14 protein-coding genes and 1 pseudogene are annotated in these 19,884 nt (G+C 34.5%); 10 read left to right on the forward strand and 5 right to left on the reverse strand.

What is annotated here, in order from left to right; all coding sequences use genetic code 11:
* From AWV75_RS18915 to AWV75_RS16320, 3 genes and pseudogenes are all read left to right on the forward strand, one after another.
* Positions 1–1,138 (forward strand): annotated as a pseudogene (locus AWV75_RS18915) (tropomyosin); the annotation flags it as partial.
* A gap of 18 nt (positions 1,139–1,156) precedes the next feature.
* Positions 1,157–3,574, forward strand: coding sequence for a hypothetical protein (locus tag AWV75_RS16315; protein ID WP_060875378.1), 2,418 nt, complete (start codon positions 1,157–1,159; stop codon positions 3,572–3,574).
* 353 nt (positions 3,575–3,927) lie between these two features.
* Complete coding sequence (locus AWV75_RS16320; RefSeq protein ID WP_060875379.1) at positions 3,928–4,137, forward strand: hypothetical protein; 210 nt, start codon at positions 3,928–3,930, stop codon at positions 4,135–4,137.
* A gap of 193 nt (positions 4,138–4,330) precedes the next feature.
* Here AWV75_RS16320 and AWV75_RS16325 read toward each other — a convergent pair whose 3' ends face one another.
* The gene (locus tag AWV75_RS16325) at positions 4,331–5,779 is read right to left on the reverse strand and encodes a glyceraldehyde-3-phosphate dehydrogenase (RefSeq protein ID WP_060875380.1); all 1,449 of its coding nucleotides are present in this window, start codon (positions 5,777–5,779) and stop codon (positions 4,331–4,333) included.
* A gap of 94 nt (positions 5,780–5,873) precedes the next feature.
* Positions 5,874–7,262, reverse strand: coding sequence for a trypsin-like peptidase domain-containing protein (locus tag AWV75_RS16330; protein ID WP_060875381.1), 1,389 nt, complete (start codon positions 7,260–7,262; stop codon positions 5,874–5,876).
* 142 nt (positions 7,263–7,404) lie between these two features.
* Here AWV75_RS16330 and dapF point away from each other — a divergent pair, with 142 nt between their 5' ends.
* From dapF to mltG, 3 genes are read left to right on the forward strand one after another with little or no spacing between them, the layout of a single operon-like run.
* Positions 7,405–8,184 (forward strand): diaminopimelate epimerase, encoded by a 780-nt coding sequence (dapF, locus tag AWV75_RS16335; RefSeq protein WP_060875382.1) that lies wholly within the window; start codon positions 7,405–7,407, stop codon positions 8,182–8,184.
* Positions 8,185–8,186: 2 nt separating this feature from the next.
* Positions 8,187–8,711 (forward strand): GNAT family N-acetyltransferase, encoded by a 525-nt coding sequence (locus AWV75_RS16340; RefSeq protein ID WP_060875383.1) that lies wholly within the window; start codon positions 8,187–8,189, stop codon positions 8,709–8,711.
* Positions 8,712–8,718: 7 nt separating this feature from the next.
* Entirely contained in the window at positions 8,719–9,756 is a 1,038-nt protein-coding gene (gene mltG / locus AWV75_RS16345; RefSeq protein WP_060875384.1) for an endolytic transglycosylase MltG, read from the forward strand.
* Positions 9,757–10,017: 261 nt separating this feature from the next.
* On the opposite strand, the gene AWV75_RS16350 is transcribed toward mltG, so the two are convergent.
* Positions 10,018–10,647, reverse strand: coding sequence for a chloramphenicol acetyltransferase (locus tag AWV75_RS16350; protein WP_060875385.1), 630 nt, complete (start codon positions 10,645–10,647; stop codon positions 10,018–10,020).
* A gap of 4 nt (positions 10,648–10,651) precedes the next feature.
* Positions 10,652–11,347: an HAD family hydrolase gene (locus AWV75_RS16355; protein ID WP_060875386.1), complete on the reverse strand. Its 696-nt coding sequence runs from the start codon at positions 11,345–11,347 to the stop codon at positions 10,652–10,654.
* 75 nt (positions 11,348–11,422) lie between these two features.
* Between AWV75_RS16355 and AWV75_RS16360 the strand changes: the two genes are divergently transcribed.
* A complete protein-coding gene (locus tag AWV75_RS16360) occupies positions 11,423–12,010 on the forward strand; it encodes a Crp/Fnr family transcriptional regulator (RefSeq protein WP_060875387.1) in 588 nt (195 codons plus the stop codon).
* A 146-nt stretch (positions 12,011–12,156) separates the two neighbouring features.
* On the opposite strand, the gene AWV75_RS16365 is transcribed toward AWV75_RS16360, so the two are convergent.
* Entirely contained in the window at positions 12,157–13,752 is a 1,596-nt protein-coding gene (locus AWV75_RS16365; RefSeq protein ID WP_060875388.1) for a peptide chain release factor 3, read from the reverse strand.
* Positions 13,753–14,092: 340 nt separating this feature from the next.
* Here AWV75_RS16365 and AWV75_RS16370 point away from each other — a divergent pair, with 340 nt between their 5' ends.
* The 3 genes from AWV75_RS16370 to AWV75_RS16380 all read left to right on the forward strand — a co-directional run bounded on the left by AWV75_RS16370 (position 14,093) and on the right by AWV75_RS16380 (position 19,642).
* A complete protein-coding gene (locus AWV75_RS16370) occupies positions 14,093–14,968 on the forward strand; it encodes a hypothetical protein (RefSeq protein WP_060875389.1) in 876 nt (291 codons plus the stop codon).
* Entirely contained in the window at positions 14,952–16,325 is a 1,374-nt protein-coding gene (locus AWV75_RS16375; RefSeq protein ID WP_060875427.1) for a peptidylprolyl isomerase, read from the forward strand. The genes AWV75_RS16370 and AWV75_RS16375 overlap by 17 nt, the downstream gene beginning before the upstream one ends.
* A gap of 554 nt (positions 16,326–16,879) precedes the next feature.
* Entirely contained in the window at positions 16,880–19,642 is a 2,763-nt protein-coding gene (locus AWV75_RS16380; RefSeq protein WP_060875390.1) for a bifunctional aconitate hydratase 2/2-methylisocitrate dehydratase, read from the forward strand.
* Positions 19,643–19,884 lie beyond the last annotated feature (242 nt).

The following is a 19,884-nucleotide window of genomic DNA, read 5'->3' on the forward strand; positions in this document are numbered from 1 at the left end:
AGATAATCTTGAGTTTATCAATCACATTACCAACAATGAGGATTTCATTACCAATATCATCACCGAATTAAGTGATAAGTATGGAAACGTAAGTTATGATGGTACTTCTTTTACTTATGTAGATGCAACAGGTATACATGTTATCGATTTAGAGGCGTTTGTGAAAGATAATGAAACGATAACTACCTTAGCCAATGTAGATGGTGTGTTAACCTATACAAATGAGGCTAATGTACCAGTAGTAGTTGATATTCCTACTTTAGTTAAGTCTAATGAAACGTTAACGGTTCTTGAAAATGTGGTTACTCAAGAAGAGGATGAACATGGACAGGAATTAGATATTTATACGTTAACTTATAAAGATGAAAATGGAGATGCTCATCCGATTGATATCAAAGTATTAGTAAAAGGGACTGAGACAGTAACTACTTTGGTTTATGATCCAATGGAGCATGTCTTAACTTATAAAAATGAGAAAGGAGAAGTTACAAATTTAAAATTGACAGATTTAGTTGGTGATGGGGAATCGTTAACGAAGTTGGAATTTGATACAGCAACCAATTCTTTATTGTATACAGATGAGGATGGAATCATTCATACGATTGAAATCGAATCCATTAATAAACATCCTTGGTTAGATTCTTCAACACATAATATCGCTACGAATAGTACCGCTAATATTTACACCAAAGGATGGGTTGGAATTGGATTTACCGAACCATCTGATGCTCCAAATGAAAAATTAAGAGTAAATGGTAGTATTACAGCAGTAAATAGTTATTATGCAGATTATGTATTTGAAAAGTATTTTGATGGGTATTCATCCTTAAAATATGATTATAATTTTAAAGGTTTAGATGCTGTTGAAGATTTTATTAAAGAAAATCGTCATTTACCTGGGATAACGCCAATTCATGAATTGAATAAATCAGAGGAAGGCTATTCTTTTAATGTTTCAGAATTATCAATTCAACTTTTAGAAAAAACAGAAGAATTGTATTTACATATTATTGAGCAAAATAAAGAATTAGAGGAAAAAGAGTCTAGAATTAAAGAATTAGAGCAAGCTAATCAACATGTTCAACAAAAAGTAGAACAATTAGAGAAAATGCTTCTAGACTTCATGCAAAAAAACTAACTTTTTAAACGATTAATTATGCGTTATAATAATACAAGATATAAAGGAATGAAATATGTTATTTCATTACTATTGCTACTTTTTATAGGCATCTTTTCAGGTATTGCCCAAACGAATATGACCAAAATTAAGGATGGTACAATTTCAGGTTCATCTGCTGTTCCAGGTTTAGGTGTCATACTTGAATTAGAAAGTGCTAATAAAGGATTCTTAACCCCGCGATTGACAACTCAGCAACGAGATGCTATTGCAGTTGCTAATAGGACAGATGGGTTATTGATTTACAATAAAACAACGGGGTGTTTTAATTATTGGAGTGAGAGCCAAGATAATTGGTTGAGTTTGTGTGGAACACCACCGCCTGCGGTATTTGATATTACAGCGTTACAATGTAATGCATTAACTGTAAACGGAACCTTCAAACAAGGGGATTATCTAACGTCTTCTAATTATTTGACAGTGCCTGTTACGGTTACACAAGCAGGTACTTATGAGGTGGTCGCAACAACTAATAATGGATATTATTTTACAGCAAAAGGAACTTTTCCTTCTGCAGGTAATTATACTCTTATTTTAGAAGGATTAGGAACGCCTAGTATAGGATACGATGCCGGTGAAGATGGAGATTTGTTAACAATTACATTGAACAGCAAAACAAGTACATGTATTGATAAACATGTTTTTGTAAGTAAAGCAAGTGTAAGCTATGAAATCGATTGTAATGGAGCTTCAGTAGAAGGAGAATATATGATCGGAAGAGCTTTAGATGGTACAAATAAAATGGTTTTAGTAGTAGATGTTCAGTCAACAGGATATTGGAGTGTAACAACTAATACAATAAATGGTTATTCATTTAGAGGATCGGGAACATTTACACAGACAGGTGCTGGGCAAGTTATCGAATTATTAGGTACAGGAGCACCAATTGCATCGGGTACAAATTCATTCAATTTGACTTCAAACTCAGATGCAGGAACTAGAACAAACTGTATGGGAATTGAAGTCATTGTAAAACCAATACGTTATGCTGTAGATTGTTCAAATGCAATTGTAGCTGGAATCTACAAACAAGACGAGGCAATGACGGCTTCTAATACAGTAACGATTAAGGCTAATGTACTTGCTACGGGAGAAACTACTATTCGTACAAATACTGTTGGAGGAATTTACTTTACTTCTGGTCCACTTTCGTTCGATACTTTAGGAGAAAGAAATGTGGTACTTACTGCTGTAGGAATACCAACTACTCCAGGTGTAAATACCTTTACTTTAGATGCTGCACCAGGTATGATTGCTACTTGTGCATTTGATGTTACAGTGACAGGGCAACCTGTAGCTTATAGTTTAACTTGTTCTACTATAGTGGTAAATGGAACATATGCTCCTAATATAGCAATGAATGCTACAAATACCATGACATTAAGTGTAAACGTACAATATCCAGGAGCTTATACTATATCTACTAATGCAGTAAATGGTGTGACGTTCTCGGCAAGTGGAACATTTACTTTGACCGGTACACAAGATGTAATACTACAGGCTTCAGGTACAGGAATAAGTGGAGGTACACATCGTTATACATTATCAACGAATAGTGCTATTGGAGCAAATACATGTAATAAAAATGTAGAGTTTATTTATCGCAAAATAAATGTCCTTGGATTAGGAGGTGGAGCGTATCAACCAGCAACAGCTTCTAATACTGAAACTTCAAGAGCTTTAATGCAAGCTGTTGCTAATTTTGGACCAAATGGAATAGTGAAAGTAGATGGTATTACGATTACTAATGGTGGTACAGGACAAGGAACTACATTGAGAAATAACATTAATAATAATAAAATTGACGTTATTGTTATTGGTTATAACTATACTCCAAATGCAGCTTCAATCGCAATATTAAATGATTTTGTGAAGAATAAGAAAGGAGTAATTATTCACTCACAAGAGAATGATGCGAATGGTACAAGAGATTTAATTAATGCTATTGCTTATTCTGCAACTACTGCTGTATCGGGAACAGGAACAACGTATACAAATCCAATCTTAAATATTGATGATCCTTTATTGAATGGACCATTTGGTGATGTGAGAGGGAAAAATGGAGGAAGTGATGTAAATAATTCCTACTATGTAACAGGATATTCAGCTGAATTTACCAGTTTATCGCATCAAAATAATGATTCGAATCGTTCTTGGATGTTGAAACACAATTCACTAGGTTATGTTTATATTGGAGATTCAGGATGGACTGCGGGAAGTGCTACGAATAATTCAACTACAATTTGGCCTGCGGCTATTACGTCTGGAGGAGCTCCATTAAGTAAAGCTTATAATGGTGGAGTTACGGTATTTAACAGTTTTGTATATGCCAATGCAATTGCTTGGGCAATTCAATATGTACAGGAAAATACAAATGTAGATTACACGGTTCAATAACAAATGATAAATATTGAGTAAGAAGAGAGGGGGGCACCAGGCCCCCCTCTTTTTTTATTCAACTAATTGCTGTAGATGGAAGTAGAAATTCGACTATACGAAATAAAAAAACACGAGGATAAATTCAAGCAATTATAAGAATATCGTTCTTGTATTTGTCATTTATATGAAAATATGGAAGGTTAAATAAACAAAGTGTAAACAAATTAGGACGAAAACTAAAGGGAGAGGTATGATGTTTTGCTAATATTGATTTTACTTTAAAAAAATGTAAAAAATGATAGATAATTTGCTTTTTATTTGTTAATGGATTATTTTTGATTGTTGTTTAATGTGAAAAAGAGTAAATAAAAATGGAAAACAGATTGATGTTTGACTACGCAAAAAGAATACTAGAAAATGTAAGTTTTGATTCAGGACTATTTGTAAAAGAATTTAATAAAGCTTTACTCCAAATGGTGCCTTATGATGTAGATCGATTAGAACAGTGGGTTGAAAAATATGTCGAAGACAAACCCAGCTTACATCAAAAGCTAAGTCAAGTAGAAATGCAACAAGTATAAGAAGTAAATATTCAGACAAAAGTAGGTTTTGGTTACAGTTAGTTAAAAAAGAAGAGAGCTTAGGCTCTCTTTTTGGTTTTATGATGAAGGGTTGACTTTGCTAGAAAAGGACTCAATGTACAATTATGTTATACCAAGAGAATTTCCTTTTATAGCATAAAAAAATCCCGCTTTTGGCGGGATTTTATATCTATTAATAGTACGTATAACGTCTTACTTGTGCAATGTATTTCGCTAAGCGGATAACTTGGTGGCTGTAACCATATTCGTTATCATACCAAACATATAGAACTACGTTTTTACCATCAGCAGAAACAATCGTTGCCTTACTATCGAAGATAGCAGGTGCAGATGTTCCAACAATATCAGAAGATACTAACTCGTTGTTTAATGAATATTTGATTTGCTCTACTAAATCACCGTTTAATGCAGCATTGCGCATTACTTCGTTTAATGCATCAACCGAAGTTTCTTTTCCAATCTCTAAGTTTAATACAACTAAAGATCCGTTTGGAACTGGTACACGGATAGCATTTGAAGTTAATTTACCAGCTAAAGAAGGTAATGCTTTCGCAACAGCACTTCCCGCTCCTGTTTCTGTAATTACCATGTTCAATGCAGCTGCTCTACCACGACGATATTTTTTATGCATATTGTCAACCAAGTTTTGGTCATTGGTATACGCATGGATTGTCTCTAAGTGACCTTTTACTACACCAAAGTTATCTTCCATAACTTTTAAAATAGGTGTAATAGCATTGGTTGTACAAGAAGCTGCTGACCAAATGTTTACTTCCGCAGGGTTGTATTCTGTGTGGTTTACTCCGTGTACAATATTAGGAATTCCTTTTCCAGGTGCTGTCAATAATACTTTTGAAGCTCCTTTTGATGATAAGTGACGTTTTAACGCTTCCTCTGTAGTGAATGCTCCTGTATTGTCAATGATTAATGCATTGTCAATATCAAAAGCAGTATAGTCAATTTCTTCTGGTGTTGCAGCTGAAATCATGTGAACAGTTGTTCCGTTGATGATTAAAGCATTGTTTGCTGGATCTGCAATTACAGAACCTTCGAAATCACCGTGTACTGAATCGTATTTCAATAAAGAAGCTCTTTTCTCTAATAAAACCGCATCGTTTTTATCACGAGTAACGATAGCTCTTAAACGCATTTGTTGTCCTTTTCCAATTTTGTTCATTAACTCACGAGCTAATAAACGACCAATACGTCCAAAACCGTAAAGTACTACATCCTTAGGAACAATTTCTCCTGTATTTTTAGCATCTTTTAATTTGCTAACAACAAAACCTAACGCATTGCTGTGCTTGTTGTCTTCTAAATGATATTCGTAAGTTAGACGACCAATATCGATTCGTGAAGGTGGAAGATCAGCTTGTTGAATTGCTTTCGCTATTTCAACCGTATCAAAAATGTTAATCGGTTTCTCAACAAACTTAGCAGCATATTCATGTAAATTGATGATATCACTAACGCTACGGTCAATTAATTGATTGCGGAACATTAATAATTCAATAGATTTGTCAAACCATAAATCACTTACGATTTTGATAAACTCTACACATGCTTTTCTTCTGTCTGCTTGAAAAGCCAATTCCTTTTCGTATAAACTTGTATCTTTCATATTGTGTTAGATTGTGTTGTATAAAATTAGTGCAAAAGTCTACTTTTTTTATGAATAAAGCAAAAGTTAAATTTTGATTTAAATCCCCCTATGCTTATAAATAAACTTTAATTAGTTCACCCTTAGGAGATAAAATATCCAATTTGATGCGTTGATTTTCATTGATTTGACTAAATAGTGTTTTCGCCTCGTCAATCGAGTTAATTTTTTGTCCATTGATAGCAAGTAAAATAGCATCTACTAATTCCCCTTGATAGGGCATAAATTTTTTATTGGTAATTGCTGTAATTTTTACCCCATAGTTTACCTTGTATTTCGCCTGTTCTTCTGGGGTTAAGTCTTCGAATTCGATGCCGTTAAACGCAAAAGTAGCGGCTTGAGCAGCAATTAAGCGAATCTCTTTTTGCTGGATTTTATTGTTGCTATTGATTGTTAGTGCTACTCGATCTCCAGGGCGTTTGGTGTTGAGGATATTTTTAATATCAACAAAGGAGGTGATTGTTCGTCCATTGATGGCTGTAATAATATCTCCCTTTTTTAGCTGCACTTTAGCTGCATCAGAATCCTGTACAACCTCTTGGATATAGAATCCTTGATTCGTCGTTAAGTTGAGTTGTCTGGCTGTATTGGCATTTATTTCAAAACCAGATACCCCAAGTGCTCCTTGTTGTACATTGCCAAATTCTAAGAAGTCTTCGACAATTTTTTTGGTCACATTCGAAGGAACAGCAAAGGCATACCCTACATAAGAACCTGTGTTGGAGGAAATCATGGTATTAATACCAATTAACTCGCCTTTTACATTCACTAAAGCACCACCACTATTTCCAGGATTAACTGCCGCATCTGTTTGAATAAAAGATTGAATGCCCGTTTCAGATAAATTTCTCGCTTTTGCTGAAATAATACCTGCTGTTACGGTAGAGGTTAGGTTGTATGGATTTCCAACAGCTAATACCCATTCACCTAATTGAATGGCGTCAGAATCTCCAAAGGTTAAAAAAGGAAGCTTTTCTGGTGCATCAATTTTGAGTAGCGCCAAGTCCATCTGTTTTTCTGTTCCAATTAATCGAGCTTTATATGTTTGGTTGTTGTTTAAGGTAATTTCCAATTCTGAAGCATTAGCGATAACATGGTTATTTGTTACAATGTATCCATCTTCAGAAATAATAACACCAGAACCTGTTCCCACTTGGGCTTGTGTACCACCTTTATACCCGTAGAAAAATTCCAATAAAGGATTGCTACGCGTGGTGATGTAACTTAAGTTTTTTACGTGAACCACGGCATTGACAGTATTTTCTGCTGCGCTTGTAAAATCAACAGGTTGAGCTGTTGATAGCGCATGCAATGAGGAAGAAGATTCTAGTAAAGGTGTTTCTTCTCTAGCTGCTGCTCGTTTGTCTAAATAATATGTATAGCCTATTAACGTAATACCTGCTGTAAGGAGGCAGGTGAAAAAAGTTGTAAAAAATTTTTTCATAATAGAACGAATAAAATGTGATACTAGTAAAATTAAAAAAGGATGTCGGAAATTAAAAAGTGTTTAACCAATGGTTAACAATGTACCAAATACAAGGGATTATTCGTAAATTTGATACCGAACACAGAAAAAATAATTGGATATGTTATCATTTTGGAAATACCAAGGAACAGGAAATGACTTCGTTATGCTAGATAACCGCAACAAAACTTTTGATGCGTCTAATGTAGCGTTGATTGCTTATTTATGTGATCGCCGATTTGGAATAGGAGCAGATGGATTGATTCTTGTGGAAGAAGATGAACAGGCAGATTTTAAAATGGTATATTTCAATTCTGACGGAAAGGAAAGTACCATGTGTGGAAATGGTGGACGTTGTATCGTTGCTTTTGCGAAGCAATTGGGCATCATACAAGATGTGTGTCGTTTTAATGCAGTGGATGGGTTGCATTATGCAACGATTGATGCACAGGATATCGTTTCTTTGCAAATGATTGATGTGGCATCCGTTGAGTTAAAAAAGAACGGTGCGTTTCTTAATACAGGTTCGCCTCATCATGTTGAGATTGTAAGAGACTTGGCTTACTTTGATGTCTATAAAAAAGGAAAACAGATTCGAAATAGGGAAGATTATGCTCCAAAGGGAACTAATGTCAACTTTGTAGAGCAAGAAGGTCCCAATCACTTTAGGATTCGCACTTTTGAAAGAGGGGTGGAAGATGAAACACTTTCTTGTGGAACTGGCGCAACAGCAGTAGCGCTAGCCATGCATACACTAGGAAAGGTAGATAGCAATGAAGTGAAGATAGAGGTAGAAGGTGGTGAATTAGCTGTTCATTTTGAATACATCAACCAAACCTATCAAAAGGTATTTTTAAAAGGACCTGCCTCTTTCGTTTTTCAAGGATCTATTAGCGTATAATTATGATTAGATTAGAACACGAAACGATTTATCTTCGTGCCTTAGAACCAGAAGATTTAGAGTTTATTTATCAAATAGAAAATGATCTAAGCTTGTGGGAAGTGAGTAATACACAAACTCCATATAGCCGTTTTTTGATTCACCAATATTTGGAAAATGCCCATTTGGATATATATGAAGCCAAACAATTGCGCTTGGTGATTTGTTCAAAAGCAACAACAGAAACCTTGGGTTTGATTGATTTATTTGATTTTGATCCAAAGAATGGTAGAGCGGGTGTGGGAATTGTGATTCAAAAAAATACTAATCGAGCGCAAGGAGTTGGTTCTCAGGCATTGGAATTAGTGCTGAATTATAGTAGAGAATATCTATATTTGAATCAACTTTATGCTAATATTGCATCCGATAATCAAGCGAGTATTCAGTTGTTTGCAAAGTTTGATTTTAGAGAAATAGGAATAAAAAAAGCGTGGACTAGAGTGGGTCAAACGTATAAAGATGAAATAATGTACCAGTTAATATTTTAAAAAGAAGATGAAATTAAAAAATATACTGATTGCACTCTCGGTAGTAGGTGCTTTTGTTTTTTTAGGTTATTTGTATGTGTGGTATCAAAAGGCCTTTTCCCCCAATTTAAAAAACTGGGATGAAAAAGAGTATTTTTATATTCGAACATCTGATAACTTTTTGGATGTATTGCAAGCTTTACGTCCCTATTTAAATGATCCAGAAGGATTTGAAGAGATTGCCAGTCAACGAAGCTTCAACAGCAACTTAATCGCAGGTCGATTCAAGTTGACTAATGGAATGGATAGCTATAGCTTGATTGAAGCATTGAGAAAAAATATTCCTGTGCGTCTAACATTTAATAATCAGGAACGCATTGAGAATTTAGCAGGAAGAATTGCTTCTCAAGTTGAAGCGGATAGTATTGCGATGATGGAAGTGTTTTACGATCCTCAATTTTTAAAAGAAAATGGCTTTACCAAAGAAAGTGTCTTAGTTGGTTTTTTACCAGAAACCTATGAATTCTATTGGACGGTTACTCCTTTAAAAATGCGCAACAGAATGCATAAGGAATATCTGAAATTCTGGGATGAAGAAAGAAAAGAAAAGGCTGCAGCGTTAGGATTAACACCAGTAGAAGTAGCTATTTTAGCTTCTATTGTACAAAAAGAAACAAGTAAAAACGACGAGAAATCTAAAGTAGCTGGTGTATACTTAAACCGTATGCGCATTGGAATGCCACTTCAAGCAGACCCAACAGTGGTATACGCAAAAAAATTGTATACGGATGATTTTGATCAAGTAATCAAAAGAGTATATCACAAGGATACTGAAATTGCTTCTCCGTATAATACGTATCAAAATGTTGGACTTCCTCCAGGGCCAATCTTTATGCCAGATAAAGGAACCATTGATGCTGTATTAAATGCTGAAAAACACGATTATATCTATTTCTGCGCTAGTGTTGATCGCATGGGATATCATGAATTTGCCGAAACATTAGCACAACACAACCAGAATAGTAGAAAATATAGTACTTGGTTGAATCAATCAGGGATAAGATAGTTTACAGTTGACGGTTAACGGTGTACGGTTAATAGCATAAAAAAGTTTAAAAATAAGAAGACCATCCTTTGTAGGGATGGTCTTCTTGCTTTTATATAATAGATTAATTTTTGATGAACAGCAGATTTTTCTAAATTCGAAAATTCATTCTTCTCCACTTTATCTCACCTATTTTATATTGGCTTTGGTGTTCGATGAATCTACACTACGTTTCGATTTCCCTTTTCCCTTTTCTCTTTTCCCTTTTCTCTTTTCCTTTTTCTATTTTCTCTTTTCCATTAATTTTTGAAATTCTTCTACAAATAACCCTATGTGGTAACCATCAACCAATGCATGATGTGCATGAATAGAAACAGGCATGCTTAAAATACCTTGATGTGCTGTGACCTTCCCAAAGGAAATTTTGGGAGAACTATCAGGAAAAGAAAAACTTCTCGCATGAGAAAGAGCGGTGAAATTTAACCAAGGAACTGCAGAAAAATGAATGACGTTTTCTCCTGTTATTGCAGGGAGTAAAGCCGTTGATTCTTGTGTTTTTTTGATTTCTTCTTGTGCGTGTTGAATAAATGTATATTCATGCTCCTGGTAATTCATATAAGCAAAACCAAATGTTCCATTAGGTCTATTGATGGTTGGAGAAGCGTGAATTTGGTCATACAAATAAACCTGTTGATCAACGATACGATAGCGGAAATTTTCTATCTGATTAGCCGCTTGTAAAGCGCGGTATAAGTAATACAAGAAAAACGATTGTTTATTTTGTTTCGCTTGTGCATAAGCATGTGTACAATCGACGGTTACTGTGACACCAAAAAAAGGTTCATCAAACGTTGAAAAGAATTTAAATTGTTCTTTTCTGTTCCATTCTTCCAGGTTGATTAAATGTCTCATAAAATTATAAATAATGTAAAAGATCAGGTAGTGTTTGTAAGGTAATTAATTTTTCGTGTTGCATGGCAGTATCATGTTGTTCATGAGACCAGGTAACAGCATAGGGAATATAACCCGCATGGGCATCCAAGGTCAAGACAGGTAAAATATCTGATTTCATTGAATTACCTACCATAAAAAAATGCTCGGGTTTACATGACAAGCGATGCAGCAAATGTTCATAATCTACGGTTTGTTTATCACTCATAATTTCGATGTGATGAAAATAATCACCAAGAGCAGAATTTTTGATTTTTCGCTGCTGGTCGAGTAAATCTCCTTTGGTAGCGAGAATTAAATCATACTTTCCATGTAGGGCATCAAGGGTTTGTTGCACACCTGGGAGTAACTCAACAGGACGTTGCAATAAGGCATGACCTAAATCAATAATTTTAGATATAATTAGTGGGGACACTTGATGATTACTTACTCGATGAGCAGTTTCAATCATGCATAAGATAAATCCTTTGATACCGAAACCATATAAAGGTAAATTCTTAACTTCAGTCTGGTATAATTCACTTGAAAGTTGTTCTGCTGTTTGATAATCTTGTAAAAAATGAACGAATTGCTGTTCCGCTTCTTGAAAATAAGGCTCATTTACCCAGAGCGTGTCATCAGCATCAAAAGCAAGAGTCGTTATTTTATTTTGTAGTCGCATGTTTTGTGTTTTTGCAATTTTGCGGTAAATTTAGGTAAATTAAAATGACTAAAAGGGACAATTGTCTTACAGACTATGATACGAACCAACGAAACTTTTTTGCACTATCTGGACGAACTTTATTTTCAACATACGTATCCTAGTGATGCTATCGCAGTCGTAACATTTGCTCCTGGAGATTATTTATTTTTTCAAAATGAAAAAGCATCTCATGTTTTATTAATCAAACAAGGGGTGACTAAGGTTTTCTTTGAAGAAGAAAATGAAAAAGAATACATCGTTGAGTTTTTAGGCAAAGGGGAGATTATTGGCGATATTGAATACATCCGAAAAATTGATGGATTGTGTAATGTACAGGCCTTAGATGTTGTGGAAACTTATCGGTTGTCTTACGCTTTTTTCCAAACCCTATTGAACAAAGATCATGTGTTGTATGAATTGCTCTTGGATGCTTTTGCTGCGCGTATTGTCAATACAGCACGTAGAGCCTCTTATCAGCAGTTGTATACCATAGAATACAGCTTGCATCAATTGGTTGAGATGCAGAAAAAACAAGCTATTACGTTATCAAAAGAAGACATGGCGGCTTATTTGGGAATTTCTCTTCGAAGTTTAAATCGAAGTTTGAGACAGTTGAAAGAAGGTGAGACGATGAGAAGGTGAGACGATGAGAAGGTGAGACGATGAGGTTTGTAAAGTCGGTATGTTACTCTTACAAAAAACGAATCTTACAGGGACAAAAAATAAGAAGAGGGTGTAAAAAACACCCTCTTCTTATTTGAACAATACTTGCGTATCTATATAACTGATTATTTTTCAATCTCTTCTGATGTAAATCCTAGTTTTACTGTAGGGAATTTACTCTGTGTCATTTGAACGGAGAATTCACTATCTGCTAAGAAAACCAATTGACCTGATTTATCTGTCGCTAAGAATTTTTGTTTGATGCGTTTAAACTCTTTGAATTCTTCATTTTTCGGATCTTCTGGTCGTACCCAACAAGCTTTGTAAGCAGGAAAGTTTTCATAGGTACATTTTGCGCCGTATTCGTGTTCTAAACGATATTGAATAACTTCATATTGTAAAGCTCCAACAGTTCCAATTACTTTACGTCCATTCATTTCTAATGTAAACAACTGAGCAACTCCCTCATCCATCAACTGGTCAATTCCTTTTTCCAATTGTTTCGACTTCATCGGATCTGCATTATTGATGTATCGGAAGTGTTCAGGAGAGAAACTAGGAATTCCTTTGAAACTCATGATTTCTCCTTCTGTTAAGGTATCTCCAATTTTGAAGTTTCCTGTATCATGTAAGCCCACAATATCTCCCGCATAAGAAATATCAACAATTTCCTTTTTCTCTGCAAAGAAGGCATTCGGACTTGAGAATTTTAGTTTTTTATTTTGACGAACGTGTAAATAAGGCGTATTTCTTTCAAACGTACCTGATACAATTTTGATGAAAGCCAAACGGTCTCTGTGTTTTGGATCCATATTGGCGTGAATTTTAAATACAAAACCACTAAACCCTTTTTCTGTTGGTTCAACCACACGTGTATCTGATTCTTTTGCTCTTGGAGAAGGTGCAATTTGAATAAAACAATCCAATAATTCTCGAACGCCAAAGTTGTTTAAGGCTGAACCAAAAAATACAGGTTGTAGTTGTCCTTGTACGTAGGCTTCGCGGTCAAAATCAGGATAAATCTCATGAATAATCTCTAATTCTTCTCTTAATTTATCTGCTGGCTTGTTGCCAATCAATGCGTCTAATTCTTTCGATTCTAAGTCAGAAATATTAATCACATCATCAATATTCTTTCTGCTGTCATCGGTGAATAAGTTAATATTCTTTTCCCAAATGTTGTAGATTCCTTTGAAATCATACCCCATTCCGATAGGATAACTTAAAGGGGTTACTTTCAATTGAAGTTTTTGTTCCACTTCATCCATCAAGTCAAAAGCATCACGTCCTTCACGGTCTAATTTATTGATGAAAACAATCATCGGAATGTTGCGCATACGACATACTTCAACCAATTTTTCCGTTTGTTCTTCCACCCCTTTAGCAACGTCAATTACTACAATCACACTATCAACGGCTGTTAAGGTACGGAATGTATCTTCAGCAAAATCCTTGTGACCAGGTGTATCTAAGATGTTTACTTTTTTATCTTTATAGTTAAAGGCTAATACAGATGTTGCAACTGAGATTCCTCTTTGGCGTTCAATCTCCATGAAATCGGAAGTAGCTCCTTTTTTAATCTTATTATTTTTTACTGCACCAGCTTCTTGAATTGCCCCTCCAAAAAGTAGCAATTTCTCTGTTAAGGTTGTCTTACCAGCATCAGGGTGAGCAATTACACCAAATGTTCTTCTGCGTTCTATTTCTGTTAAAAAACTCATCTCTAAAAAAATTAGGTTGCAAAAATACTCATTATTTGCTGAAAATAATAATAATGAATAGCAATCGTTTTTTTAAGGAGACGTTTCTCTACTAAAAGAAGGGTTAAACGAACTTGAATACAGGAATTAAAGGCAGCTGAGAAAGGGAAAATAGATTGAAAAAACTAAATAGAATGTTAATCCTTAAGGTAAATAAATGAGGTATTAGTAATATTGTTAATTACGTTTTTTAACTTGTTTATTTAAGCGTATTTTGATTCGTTTTTTTAAAAATTATCCATTTATGGCTTATATATGTTATTTTTGTTAGCGAATAAGAAATATAAAATAGGTATAGGTAATGAAGTATAGAGAAATTAGATCCATCAAATATAGCGTTGTTTTGCTAGCAATACTTTTGGGCTATACGAGTTGTGACAAGCAAAAGAAGCTCGATGGAGATAACTATGTTGCTCGAGTGGATAATAAATATTTAGAACGTTCCTCTTTGCAAAATATCGTACCTCCACAAAGTACGGTAAAGGACAGTATCGCAATGGTGGAATTATTCATCAATAAATGGGCAACCAAACAGCTGTTGATGAATGCGGCAGAGTTTAATTTATCGGATGAGAAAAAGAAAGAAATAGATGAATTAGTGGCCAATTTCAAATCGGAATTGCTCATCAAAGGATATCTGGAAAAATTAGTACAACAATCCATTGATACAGTTGTTCGAACAAGTGATCTTAAAACGTATTATGATCAAGTTAAACAAGGATTTCGAGTAGATGATATGCTAGTCAAGCTTTCTTATGTCAATATTTTAAATTCTAATACGCATTTTAATAAGGTAAAGAATGGGTTTAATGGAGGTAAGGATATCAAGTATGAATTGCTCGATCAGCTTTCTTTGCAAATGAAATCCTATGTATTAAATGATTCATTATGGGTCAATGTTTCTCAAATCTATGAGAAACTACCTTTTATTAATGCAGAAAACAGAGAACAATATTTAAAAAATAATACCTATTTCGAGGTTAAGGATGAAAATAGTACGTACTTTGTGCGTATCAATCAAGTTTTGAAAAAAGGAGATATGGTTCCTTATTCTTATTTAGAACCCTCATTGCGATTAATGGTTTTAAATAATCGAAAAATGGAATTACTAAAACAGATAGAAGAAGATATTTTAAAAGATGCAAAAAAAGATAAAAATTATGAAATTTATCAGTAAGAAGGTGCTGTTTGCACTAGGACTATCATGTATGATGATAGGCGGTATGCAAGCACAAAATCCAGCGGGAAAGAGAAAAATTGACGGGGTAGTTGGGGTAGTTGGAGATTATGTAATCTTAGAATCAGAAATTGATAAAACCTTATTGGAGTTAAAAGCACAGCGTATTCCTATTGATAATTTGTCAAAATGTGATTTATTTGAGCGTTTATTAGAAGATAAATTATATGCCCACCAAGCAGTTCAAGATAGTATTGAAGTGAATGATGCTGAAGTAACGGGATTCATGAATGACCAGATCAACAGAATGGTGGAAGAAGTTGGGGGAATTGATCGTATTTTAGGATTTTACAACAAAAAAACAGAAGAAGAATTTAGAGATTATTTCTTTGATATTGTAAAACAAAATAAATTAACTCAAGCAATGCAGAAACACATTGTTGAGAAAGTAACGATTACACCTGAAGAAGTAAGACAGTTCTTTAAATCTATACCAGAAGATGAAAGACCGACTGTAGGAGATGAGGTAGAAATTGCTGAAATTATAATCAAACCAGAAATTTCAAAAGAACAAAAGCAAAAGGTTATCGATCGTTTAAACGAAATGCGTCGCGACGTATTGGATAATGGAGCAAGTTTCTTCAGTAAAGCGGTTTTGTTTACAGATGATAAAGGTTCAGCTGCTAATGGAGGATTTTATTCGATTACGAAAAAATCTCCTTTTGCTAAAGAATTTAAAGAGGTTGCTTTTAGTTTAGCTGAAGGAGAAATATCAGCTCCTTTCGAAACGGAGTTTGGATTTCACATCATCTATTTAGAGAAAATTAGAGGACAACATTTAGATGTTCGCCATATTTTGTTGGTTCCTAAACCAACAGAACAAGCAATGGAAGAGGCAAAGAAAAAGTTAGAAGGTGTTCGTGAGAAAATTGTGAACAATGAAATTACATTTGCTGAAGCAGCAGCAGCTTCTTCTGATGATAAGGATACAAAACAAAATGGTGGAGTGTTAAGAGATCCAATGACAATGGATCCTCGTTTTGACTTAAATACAATGGAAGATAGAGAATTGTATTTCTTAGTTAATTCACTTAAAGAAAAAGAGGTTTCTCCTGTGGCATTAAAAACGGATTACAGAGATCAAAAAAGCTATCGTATTGTAACAATCAATAAGAAAATTGCCTCACATAAAATCGACTTTGTTGACGATTATACGAAGGTAAAGAACATGGCTTTGAATAAAAAACAAGAAGGAGAGCTTCAAAAATGGATTACAAAGAAGATAAATGACGCCTATATTAACATTCAAGGGGAATATAGAGACTGCAAATTCCATAATAATTGGCTCAAAAAATAAGAAAATAATAATCTAAACGATTGAAAACGACATTTTAGCAATAGACTAAAATGTCGTTTTTTTATTAAATAAGAATGAAAAGTTGAAATATCTTAAAATTATAAGGTAAAAAATAATTTATTTCAGATTAATTGATAAGAAACACTAAAAGTATTGTTGTTTTTTCATCAAAGTAGAATGTTTATAAATAATAATTTTTGGATTTGAGGGAAATATTAAAAACTTTTGAAAATTAATTAGATTGATTAAATTTGCGACGACAAAAAATAAAATACAAGTCAAATGCTCTTTCGAAGTAAGAGGTTGTCGGTTTTAAATTTTTGACTCAAAAGCAAAGGGTTAGGATTGCTAGAAGCAAAATAGCGTACTGTTCCAAATGCTTTTGGAGGGATTCAAAAGTGGAAGCTATGATGCTGATGTAGTAAGTGAAATTTAAAATCAACAGACTTGGAAGAGAAGAAGTACAAGTGAAAAAATAACTAATACAAAATAATCAGTTATGGGGAAGAGGAGATCTTTGATTTTCAACAACCTGTAAGTAATAGACCTGAATTATGAGCTTTTATAAGGATTACATCAACGAGATTGAAGAAAGAAAAAATCAAGGACTTAACCCTAAGCCAATTGATGGAGCTGAGCTATTAAGTGAAATTATAGCACAGATTAAAGATACAGAGAACGTGCACCGCGCAGAATCTCTTAAGCTTTTTATTTATAACGTTTTACCTGGTACAACTAGTGCTGCTGGGGTTAAAGCTAAATTTTTAAAAGAAATCATCTTAGGTGAGGCTGTGGTAAGTGAAATTACACCTGCTTTTGCTTTTGAATTATTATCACACATGAAGGGTGGACCTTCTATTGAGGTGTTGTTAGATTTAGCATTAGGAAATGACGTAGCAATCGCTCAAGAGGCTGCGAAAGTATTGAAAACGCAAGTATACTTATACGAAGCTGATACAGATCGTTTAAAAGAAGCATTCTTAAACGGTAATGCTGTAGCAAAAGATATCGTAGAAAGTTATGCAAAAGCAGAATTCTTTACTAAATTACCTGAAGTAGATGAAAAAATTGAAGTAGTTACTTTCATCGCTGGTGAAGGAGATATTTCGACGGATTTACTTTCTCCAGGGAACCAAGCACACTCTCGTGCAGATCGTGAACTTCACGGATTATGTATGATTAGTACAGAAGCTCAACAACAAATCAAAGCTTTACAAGAATTACATCCTGGTAAAAAAGTGATGTTAATTGCTGAAAAAGGAACGATGGGAGTTGGATCTTCAAGAATGTCAGGGGTAAATAACGTGGCACTTTGGACAGGTAAACAAGCAAGTCCATATGTTCCATTCGTGAACATTGCTCCAATTGTTGCAGGGACAAACGGAATTTCTCCAATTTTCTTAACTACAGTTGATGTAACTGGAGGTATTGGAATTGACTTGAAAAACTGGGTGAAAAAAACAGATGCAGCTGGTGAAGTAGTTCGCAATGAAAAAGGAGAGCCTGTATTAGAAGAGGTTTACTCTGTAGCTACTGGTACAGTATTGACAATTAATACAAAAACAAAAAAATTATACAACGGAGATCAAGAGTTAATCGATATTTCGAAAGCTTTAACTCCACAAAAAATGGAATTTATCAAAGCAGGTGGATCTTATGCTATCGTATTTGGTAAAAAAATCCAAACATTCGCTTCAAAATTATTAGGAATGGAAGCTCCTGTAGTTTTTGCTCCTTCTAAAGAGATTTCTGTTGAGGGACAAGGATTAACAGCAGTTGAAAAAATCTTCAATAGAAACGCAGTAGGGGTAACTAACGGAAAAGTATTACATGCAGGTTCTGACGTTCGCGTAGAAGTGAATATCGTGGGATCTCAGGATACAACTGGATTGATGACTGCTCAGGAATTAGAAGCAATGGCAGCAACTGTTATTTCTCCTATTGTGGATGGTGCTTACCAATCAGGATGTCATACAGCATCAGTTTGGGATAAAAAAGCACAAGCAAATATTCCGAAATTGATGAAATTCATGAATGATTTCGGTTTAATTACTGCACGTGACCCTAAAGGAGAATACCACTCAATGACAGACGTTATCCACAAAGTATTGAACGATATTACAGTGGACGAATGGGCAATCATCATCGGTGGGGATTCACATACTAGAATGTCTAAAGGTGTTGCTTTTGGAGCAGATTCAGGAACTGTAGCTTTAGCTTTAGCAACAGGTGAGGCTTCAATGCCAATTCCAGAGTCTGTAAAAGTTACGTTTAAAGGAAACATGAAAGAACACATGGATTTCCGTGACGTAGTACACGCAACTCAATCACAAATGTTGAAACAATTTGGAGGTGAAAACGTGTTCCAAGGTAGAATTATCGAAGTTCATATCGGTACTTTACTTGCAGACCAAGCGTTTACATTCACAGACTGGACAGCTGAAATGAAAGCAAAAGCGTCTATCTGTATTTCACAAGATGATACTTTAATCGAATCATTGGAAATCGCAAAGAGCCGTATCCAAATCATGATTGATAAAGGAATGGATAACAAAAACCAAGTGTTACAAGGATTAATCAACAAAGCAAACAAGCGTATTGAAGAAATTAGAACAGGTGATAAACCTGCTTTAATGCCAGATGCAAATGCAAAATACTATGCTGAGGTTGTTGTTGATCTTGATATCATTGAAGAACCAATGATTGCCGACCCAGACGTAAACAATGATGACGTTTCTAAACGCTATACACACGATACAATTAGAGAGCTTTCTTTCTATGGTGGTGATAAAAAAGTAGATTTAGGTTTCGTAGGTTCATGTATGGTTCATAAAGATGACTTGAAAATTGTTTCTCAGATGTTGAAAAATATTGAAAAACAAACAGGTGCTGTGAAATTTAATGCTCCTCTTGTCGTTGCAGCTCCAACATACAACATCATTGATGAGTTAAAAGCAGAAGGAGATTGGGAATATTTACAAAAATATTCTGGATTTGAATTCAGTGACCTTTTACCAAAAAACAATGCACGTACTGAATATGAAAACATCATGTATTTAGAGCGCCCTGGTTGTAACTTATGTATGGGTAACCAAGAGAAAGCAGCAAAAGGAGATACGGTAATGGCTACATCAACTCGTTTATTCCAAGGACGTGTGGTAGAAGATTCAGAACGCAAAAAAGGAGAATCTTTATTAGCTTCTACTCCAGTAGTGGTTCTTTCTGCAATCTTAGGTAGAGTTCCAACAATGGAAGAATACAAAGCTTCTGTGGAAGGAATTAACTTGACTAAGTTCAAACCAATTTCGACAAAATAATATTTTGTGAGAGATGGGAGAAGGGAAAGTAGAGAAGAGTGAAATTTTCTAATGTAAGATAAGCTTCCTTTAACCGAAAACTCTAACAACTTCATATAAAACAGAGCCCTCACTTAATAGGGGGGGACTGTTTTAAAACATTGAATACATACAAAAAAGCTTGCGTTTTTTAATGCAAGCTTTTTTTATATTGTCAATTCTCGATTACGTCTCATTTCCCTTTTCTTCTTATTTTTTTTTTG

Source organism: Myroides odoratus (assembly GCF_001549985.1).
In the GTDB taxonomy this organism is placed as follows: Bacteria; Bacteroidota; Bacteroidia; order Flavobacteriales; family Flavobacteriaceae; genus Flavobacterium; species Flavobacterium odoratum_A.